The organism is Prosthecobacter sp., assembly GCF_044373815.1.
Lineage (GTDB): Bacteria > Verrucomicrobiota > Verrucomicrobiia > Verrucomicrobiales > Verrucomicrobiaceae > Prosthecobacter.
In genome coordinates, this window is the sequence record NZ_JBIPNG010000295.1 from 1 (window position 1) to 8,264 (window position 8,264).

Below are 8,264 nucleotides of genomic sequence, written 5' to 3' on the forward strand. Positions count from 1 at the left end.
TGCGTGTCCTTGCGCCTTTCCACAAACTCCGGAGACTGGTACGGCTCCCCCGTCTTCAACGTGTGCCGGAAGCGTTTCTCCGCAGCCTCGGCCACCCGCTTCGGCCACAGCAGGCGGATCACTTCCGCAAAGCAGCGTCCGATCAGCGGCTCGATGTTGTTGAACAAAGGCATCGCCCGCGGATTAATCTGCACCAGGCGCAGCTGGTCATCCACCACATACACGCCAAAGGGCGCCTGGTTCAGCAGTGCGGAGAACAGCGCCTCATTGCGGCGCAGGATGTCCTCCACCTTTTTACGGTCCGTGATGTCCATGACCACGGCATGGCATTCCTTCTCATTGATCTGGCGCTTGGCCGCGATGTTGACGATGAGGGGCGGCTGGTCCTGACGCAGCAGTTCGAAATCACCCGATTGCTTCTCATCCTGCACAAAGACCTGCGTCAGGAAGGCATTGAAGGCCCGGCGGTCACGGGGCTCCAGCAGCGCGCCAAAGCGCTGCCCCAGCAACCGCGAGCGCTGCACTCCGACCATGCTGGTGCCGGTGAGATTGACCTGCTGGATGCTGCCGTCGCTGCTCAGCGTAAAATAACCCACGGGAGCAAAGTCATAAAGATCCGTGTACTTTTCCAATCCTGCATCCACTTCCGACTTCGTGAGCTTGAGCTCCTCGTTTTGCAGCTCCAGCTCGATCTGATGAATCTGCAGCTCCTGCAGCGCGCGCTGCGCATCCGCAGCGTTGGTGGCACGCTTGGTTTTGGCAGGCATTTCCCGCAGCCGGTTTTCAGCACGGCGGCGCAGGTCGATGGCACGTTGTTTCATAATTTGGATTTCCGTTGTGGGGCGGCCACGCGGCGGCCCTTGGGTTTGCCGAGGGCTTTGTCCAGGGCACGGCTCTGCTCCACGGCCTGCTGCGTCAGCTGGCTGTGCTGCTCGCGCAGATCGGCCTCGATTTTCTTCGCCGCAGTGATGTCTGCAAAAGTGATGACCACACCGTCGATGCGGTTGTCCATCGTGCGGTAGGGCATGATGCGCACCGTGAACCAGCGCCCGTCCTGCGTGGCGATGGAGCGCTCGCTGAAGACCAGCGTGCGCAGCACCTCGTGCGCGTCCGTGACCAGCTCGGGATAGAGCAGGTCGGAGGCCAGGTCCGTGATGGGCCGCCCCACATCGCTGGCGATGAATTTGATGATCGTCTTGGCCTGCAGCGTGAAGCGGCGCACATGCAGGTCGTTGTCCAGAAACACCGTCGCGATGTCCGTGCTGTTAAGCAGGTTCTTCATGTCGTTGTTCGCGCCGGAGAGCTCGTCCAGCTTCGCCTGCAGCTCCGCATTCACCGTCTGCAGCTCTTCATTGAGCGACTGCATCTCCTCCTTCGACGTCATGAGCTCCTCGTTCGTGGACTGCAGCTCCTCGTTGGTCGATTGCAGCTCCTCGTTCATGGACTTCAGCTCCTCCTGGGAGGTCTGCATCTCCTCGCGCCCGGCCTGCACCTCATCACGCGCATGCTTCAGCTCATTCTGCAGCTCACGCTGCCTCGCGCTGCTGGAGGATGCGGCCTTGCCGGTCGCGCGGCCGAACGGTGAGCTGGCAGGGATGATGGTTTCAGAAAATACGATGAGGATCATGCCAAAGAGCTCCTTCGGCTCCTCAATGGCCTGCACCAAGATGTCCACCGCACGCGTGTCGGCCGGGGGGCCGAGCTTGATGCCACGCACAGTGGCCGTGCCTTTTTTGCGAATGACCTTTTGCATCGCGCTGGAGAGCTCCACGCGCAGCCCGTCATGCGCCATGGCAATGACATTCCAGTTCGCCTTGCCGGCGGCGGGCTCCAGAAATTTCCCCGTCTTGCCGCTGATGTAGAGGATGTCCCCATGCTCGTTCACCAGCACGGCCGGCGGTGCGTAGCGCTGCTGCAGCATCTGATCGGCGATCGCCTGCAAACTCGGTGCCGGAACGCGCGCTGTAAGCTGTGACTCCTGGCGGATCGTGTGCGTCGGCACATACACGGCGGGGAAGTCCAGGTGGCTGCCCTGCATGGCCGTTTCGTTGCGTTGAAAAATACGCTCCTTCAGCGCCAGCGCGGTGAACAGGTGCGTAAAGTTGCCGATGCTCTCCGCACTGCCGAGAAACAGCACCCCGCCAGGATTCAGGCTGTAATGGAAGAGCGGGAAAAGCTTCCTCTGCAATTCCGGCGTGAGGTAAATAAGAAGGTTCCGGCAGCACAGCAGATCCAGCCTCGTGAAAGGCGGGTCCATGATCAGGTTCTGCGGCGCAAACACCACCATGGAGCGGATCTCCTTGTTCACCCGGTAGCCAGTTTCTTCCTTGATGAAAAATCGCGTCAGGCGGGAGGGTGACACATCGGCGACGATGTTCTCAGGAAACAGCCCCTGGCGCGCCTTGTCGATGGCGTCCTTGTCCAAATCCGTCGCATAGATTTGCAGCGAGACGTTATCCGCACACTTCAGATTCTTCAGGGTCTCCTTGAAAACCATGGCGAGCGTGTACGCCTCCTCCCCCGTGGAGCACCCGGCCACCCAAGCGCGCAGGATGCTGCCTGCGGGCCGGTCTTTGAGCAGCAGCGGCAGTGCTTTCGTGGCCAGCTGCTCCCACGCCGTTTTGTCGCGGAAGAAATTCGTCACACCGATGAGCAGCTCTTTGAAAAGGATGCCCAGCTCCTGCGGATTCTCCTGCAAGTAGCGCACATAGCCGCTGATCTTGGCCACCTGATGAATCCCCATGCGCCTCTCCACCCGGCGGTACAAGGTGCTCCGGCGGTAAAGCGTGAAATCATGCCCGCTGTGCCCGCGTAGCAGGATCACGATCTTTTCCAGCGCGCTTTGCACCTTTTCCTCCAGATGCAGCTCGGACTTGTCCAGCTGCGGCACATGCCTCCGGTAGGCGATGAGTTTCTCCGGCAGTTCTTCAGCCGTGGCCACGATGTCCGCCAGCCCCGCATCAATCACGCTGCGCGGCATCGCGTCAAACTTCGCCGAGGCAGGATCCTGCACCAGCACGATGCCCGCCTTCTCCTTGATGGCGCGCAGCCCCAGCGTGCCATCGCTCCCCATGCCGGAGAGGATGATGCCCACACTCTGCTCCCGCTGATCTTCCGCCAGGGATCGAAAGAAGAAGTCGATCGGCAGCCGCAGCCCGCGCATCTCCACGGGCACCATCAGGTGCAGCACGCCCCGCAGCACGGACATGTCGCTGTTCGGCGGGATCACATAGACGCAGTTCGGCTCCGCCCGGGTGCGGTCCTTCACCTGCATCACCTTCAGCTTCGTGGCACGCTGCAGCAGCTCGGGCATCATGCCCTTCTGCGTCGGGTCCAGATGCTGCACAATGACATACGCCATGCCGCTGTCCTTGGGCACATGCGCGAGAAATTGCACCAGCGCCTCCAACCCGCCTGCGGATGCCCCGATGCCAACGATGGGGCATGCAGAGGCTTTCTTGGGCGCGGGTGCCGCTTTTTTGGCCGTGCGTTTCGGCGCTGGAGGTGGTGCAGACTTTTTCATGGCTCGGTCACGAGCCCCGCCTCGATGTCTCGGTGGCGACTGTGCCTCCAGCAGACTCCATGTTCAGCCCCTTGTCGAGCACGGTCAGCACCTTGTGCGCCCGGAGAAAACACCCCGGGGCGGCTGGCGCAGAACACAGCGGGCATGCAAAATTCATTGCCCCTGGTCACGCCTCTGTTGCAGGTCAATGAGATGATCCGAGAGAATCGGCAGCAGCGTCCGCTTGATCAGCGCCTTGGCCGCTTCGGAAACGTCCTCACTCGCCAGCACGTTTTCATACTGGCTGATGCCCAGCTCCTCGCCCGCCTGCAGGCATTTCAAAATGGGGGATTCACCGATCAGCGCGTCCGACTCCTTCAGCGCCTCTTCAATGCCTGCCCATGTTCCACCGGCAGCTGAAGGCTCCATGGCCAGGTCGGAAATGAACCGGTTCAGTTCAAAAACATTCGCCTGATGGTCAGCACGAATGCGCTCCAGCGCGGCGTCGGCGGCCTCGGGGTCATATTGGACAATCACCTGGCTGTAGGTCTCAACGGCGGCATTCTCCAGCGTCAGCAGCGCGTTGCACATGTCAAAGGTCGGTTCAGTGGCACTCATGGAATGGCAGGGTGTGGTATTGGGGGTCTGGCGGCCTGCGGTCGCAGCGCCGAAATAAAAGAGCTGTGACAGCCGGGCGGGGGGTCGCCTCAACTGCCACAGCTTGTTGCGGTGCAAGGTGCGTCAGGAAATCAGACAAGCTGCTTTCCTGCCCCTTGGGCGCAAATTACTTGGCGGCAAGTTCTTCGGCCTTGGCAAGGTGCGCCTTGAGAGTTGGCAGCATCTTTTCAGCCCAGCCCTTCACGTCGCTGTCCTTGGATTCCTTGGCGGCTTCTTCGAACTTGCTCACGCACTTCTTGTGGCCGCTGACGATGTCGGAGAGGAATTCCTTGTCGAAATCAGCCTTCGTGGCCTTTTCCAGATTCTGGAATTCTTCAGCATGTTTTGGGCTGATCACAGCGGAGACTTCCACGCCTTTGGTGGTGGCCAGACCAGCAAGCTCCTTGTTCGCCTGGGTGTGGTCGGTGACCAGCATTTCAGCGAAGGCCTTCACGTCCGCACGCTCAGCTTTTTGCACGCCCAGTCCGGCGATTTTCACCAGAGCAGTGCCGGCGGCGGATTCTGTTTTGACGAACTTGACGTCAGCTGCGTCGAGGGTGTCCTTCGGTGCGGCGCTGCTGTGGGAAGTGAAGAGCATCGCTGCGCAGAGTGCGAGTGTGGATGCGGAGAACAGGGTGGTGGTTTTCGATTTCATGGTTGTTGTGTTTTTTGGTTTTGAGGACGCTGTTGTTGCTGTCATCGGACGCATGCTAGAGTTCCCGTGCTGCATTCACCATGGGGTGAAACCCCACTCTTTTTTTATTTCGCGCACTTATTGTAGTGCCGTGGCAGCACCACACGAAACGTCGAGCCCGCACCCGGGCTGGTTTCCAGTTCCAGACTCGCATCCAGCAGCTCGCACAAACGCTTCACGATGGAAAGCCCCACGCCTTCTCCGGGCAGCTGGCTGGCCGGCAGCGTGGCGGACTGCGCAGGCACCGTGGGTGCATTGGCCAGGTCTCCCGCCGTGCGGTCTTGCGCATGAATATCATCCGCCGCATGCGCGGTTTGCGTGGCTTCATAAAGCTGCCGCGCCAGCGGTGCGCCCGGGCCCGCGTCCAGTCCGGGACCGGTGTCCTGCACACAAAACATCCAGTCATTCGTTTCACCACTTTTGCCAGCCCCCCAGATCACGGTCACACCTCCGCTCTGCGTGTACTTGAGCGCGTTGAGCAGCAGGTTTTGCAGGATGCGCTGGATCTTCGCACGGTCTCCATGCACCCGCATGGAGTCCGGCCCTTGCATCTTCAGATACAGCCCGCGCGCCTGCGCCAGTGGCGTGGATGTCAGGCAGAAATCCGCCAGCAGCACCCCCGCATCAAACGGCACCACCTTGCGAGTTTCCAGTCCCGCATCCAGCCGCGCCAGACTCATCAGGTCCTTGAGCATGTCATTCAGAGATGACACGCCTTTCTGCAGCAAACTGGCAAACTCATGGCGAATCGGTTCCGTCACGTTATTGCGGTCCAGCACCGAAGTCGCCCCGGACACCACGCTCAGGCTGCCTTGCAGATCATGCGTGGCTTCACGCCACGCGGCCGCACGCGCGCGGTCCAGGTCATTCAGCGTGGCCAGCGCCTGCTCCAGTTCACGCACATGCCCGTTCGCCTCCGCTTGATGCAGACGCCAGTACTGCGTGGCGCTGTCGCTGATGCCTTCCCAGCACAGTTGCGCCCACGCACGTCGCGCCACCGGCAGGACGGCAGGCTCCAAATCAGGATGCGCTGGCGCATAGGCCTCCAGCATCTCCATCACCACCATCTGCAGCTGGCCCCACTCCTGCGTCAGCTCGCGCAGCTGGTAGCCCTGCTGCCAGCGCTGCAGACCATGCTCGATCACCTGGTCCTTTTCATTCTTCTGCGCCTGCGGGCTTTCCACCTGCGGCCAGGCGCGCAGCCTCAGGGCCAGTGAATCCAGCACGCCGGGAATGTGGTCGTTGAACTGCAGACGCGTCAATGATGAGGCGATATGCAGTTCCGCCACATTCTCCGTCGCAGTGCGCCAGCGTTTCAAGATCACTTCCCGCTGCTCGCCCAGATACGCCGCCAGCGCGCTCAGTTGCTCACGAGTTCGAGCCGTTGCCTTGGCCGCGCTCACCACTTGGTCCGCCCCTGGTGAATCTGATCCTGCAGGCTCAGCTGCGACCACAGGTATTCCTCCGTGGCATCGATCATCATCTCATCAATGAAACGATGCATCGTCGCGGCGATGAACAGCGTGGACGCCGCCCCAAACTCCGGATGCAGGCCTTCGAACTGACGCAGGTGGTAGATCAAAATGGCGCGCAGGTGCATCAGCTCGCGCAGCATTTCAGGCAGTTCATACCCCTGCCGCAGCCGTGTGGCGCCGTGTTCCTCCGCATCTTTGAGTGACTTCTCCGCCACGACATCACTGCCATAAAACCGCAGCGTTTTAACCAGGTTATCAAAAATTTCAGGCAGATGATTTTTGAGCGCCACAGTGTTCAGGTTTTCGCTCGCGATGATGGCGGCGTCGCCATGCACTCGCACCATCCATTCATTGATGATCACCTCCTTCTGGGTGCCGAGATAGTCGGACAACTGGACATTCACACTGGCAGGAGGAGCTTCAGGGGGTGTTATCGTGGGTGCAGTCATGGGGGTTGGGGTCATCACTTGGTTAACAGATCACAGGTTTGGTTGGTTGGCTGCGCAGCGCTTGCCTCGGCTGCTTCCAAAAAATTAGGATGCGCGCCCAACGTCCGCCATGGGGTATAACCCGCATAGCCGCGTGAACCCTGCGCTGCTGGCTGAATGCTGGACGTCTCCAGACTACCCCCGGTCCGGACCTCTCAATTCAGACGCAGTCGGATAGGCGATGATCTCCGTGGCTCGATCATCCTCAGGATCAGCCGCTGCTCCCTGGGTGCAGATTCCCTGCCCTCCTGCGTGAGCAAAGATGACTTCAGCACGGGTGATTTCGGAAGAGTTCTCAGCATGCACGGAGATCAGGATGCTGCCGTCCTGCAGCACATCCTGGTCACATCTGTCTTCTCGTTCCTGAATGCCCCTGCCGATCCATCCGCCGCAGACTCCGCCAAACACCGCACCAATCGCCGTACCCGTCAGCGCCGCCAGAATGGGACTCGCATCAATGAATTCGCCGAATCCCGGAATCGCAAGGACACCGATCCCTGCAATCCAGCCCAGCGTCCCACCGATGCCCAGCCCAGCCACGACTCCTTCAGGCACATGGGTGCGCTTCACCTGCGCGGAGCCCTGCTCCGTCAGCAGTGCAGAAATATCATCGCTGGAGAATCTCGCAGCCCTGAGCTGATCAACAATGTAACCCGCCTGAGTGCGCGAGGTGGCAAAACAAAAGACAGAAGTTTGAGGCATGGTGGTTGGGCTTGAGAGGTGGATGGCAGCAATGAATTCGCTGCAGAGCTAGCGGGTGGTCGGATCCGAATGCACCCCGCTGCTCGTCTGCCACACCATGCGCAGCACCCCTCACCTGCACTATGGAGTGTTCACCCCATTGGCCGCAGCAGCAGATGCGCTAGTCTTTCCCCATGAGTTCCACCACCCCCCGACGCTTCAGATCCACCGGCTGCCTCCTCACGCTGCTTCAGCTCCTCGCCGTCTATCTGCTGAGCCACGGCCCGGTGATGGCCCTGTATTCCAGCCAGCGCATCACAGGCCCCGCCCCCCATTTGGTCACCACATTCTACCAGCCCCTCACATGGCTGTATGAGCACACTCCGCTCGGCACCCCGATGACCGCCTACGACACCTGGTGGAAGAATCTGCTGAAGAAGTCCTGAGCTGAAGCCCGACGAAGTAGGGTTTCACCCCATCGCAGTTGCCGTCCCTGCCGACGAGGCTGCCAGCAACACATGAATCCCTCACCTTCCCCGCCTATCACTTCGCAACCCCTCAGGTTCAGTGTCGAGGCCGCACGCCAGCTGCTGGAGGAGGCGCTCGAAGCCGAGAAATCGGTCAACGACACCGAGGCTGGTCTCGCTCAAAAGCGCGCCATCAATGCCTACACCGGCGCCTCCGCCATGATACCGCCCGAGGTCATCACCACAGCGGCCACCGCTGCCGCAGAGCAGAAGCAGGCCGTTTGAACGAATCTCAGCAGG

Annotated in this window: 9 protein-coding genes; 2 read left to right on the top strand and 7 right to left on the bottom strand. The window is 60.6% G+C overall.

All coding sequences use genetic code 11. The annotated features are described in order from the left end of the window. From ACIREA_RS20805 to ACIREA_RS20835, 7 genes are all read right to left on the bottom strand, one after another. The coding region (locus ACIREA_RS20805) for a PAS domain-containing protein (RefSeq protein ID WP_397384269.1) at positions 1–821 on the bottom strand (821 nt) is incomplete at its 3' end. Further along, complete coding sequence (locus tag ACIREA_RS20810; protein ID WP_397384270.1) at positions 818–3,523, bottom strand: chemotaxis protein CheB; 2,706 nt, start codon at positions 3,521–3,523, stop codon at positions 818–820. The genes ACIREA_RS20805 and ACIREA_RS20810, both read right to left, overlap by 4 nt. A 153-nt stretch (positions 3,524–3,676) precedes the next feature. Further along, positions 3,677–4,120, bottom strand: coding sequence for a ferritin-like domain-containing protein (locus ACIREA_RS20815; protein WP_397384271.1), 444 nt, complete (start codon positions 4,118–4,120; stop codon positions 3,677–3,679). A 166-nt stretch (positions 4,121–4,286) separates the two neighbouring features. Then, positions 4,287–4,814: a DUF4142 domain-containing protein gene (locus ACIREA_RS20820; RefSeq protein ID WP_397384272.1), complete on the bottom strand. Its 528-nt coding sequence runs from the start codon at positions 4,812–4,814 to the stop codon at positions 4,287–4,289. A 104-nt stretch (positions 4,815–4,918) separates the two neighbouring features. Continuing rightward, positions 4,919–6,256 carry a sensor histidine kinase gene (locus ACIREA_RS20825; protein WP_397384273.1) on the bottom strand — a complete coding sequence of 446 codons (1,338 nt, stop codon included), beginning with the start codon at positions 6,254–6,256 and terminating at the stop codon, positions 4,919–4,921. Then, positions 6,253–6,777 (bottom strand): RsbRD N-terminal domain-containing protein, encoded by a 525-nt coding sequence (locus ACIREA_RS20830; RefSeq protein WP_397384274.1) that lies wholly within the window; start codon positions 6,775–6,777, stop codon positions 6,253–6,255. The genes ACIREA_RS20825 and ACIREA_RS20830 overlap by 4 nt, the downstream gene beginning before the upstream one ends. A gap of 174 nt (positions 6,778–6,951) precedes the next feature. Beyond that, a complete protein-coding gene (locus tag ACIREA_RS20835; RefSeq protein ID WP_397384275.1) occupies positions 6,952–7,518 on the bottom strand; it encodes a DUF3341 domain-containing protein in 567 nt (188 codons plus the stop codon). A gap of 173 nt (positions 7,519–7,691) precedes the next feature. On the opposite strand from ACIREA_RS20835, the gene ACIREA_RS20840 reads away from it, so the two are divergent. Beyond that, entirely contained in the window at positions 7,692–7,943 is a 252-nt protein-coding gene (locus ACIREA_RS20840; RefSeq protein ID WP_397384276.1) for a hypothetical protein, read from the top strand. 72 nt (positions 7,944–8,015) lie between these two features. Further along, positions 8,016–8,249: a hypothetical protein gene (locus ACIREA_RS20845; protein ID WP_397384277.1), complete on the top strand. Its 234-nt coding sequence runs from the start codon at positions 8,016–8,018 to the stop codon at positions 8,247–8,249. Positions 8,250–8,264 lie beyond the last annotated feature (15 nt).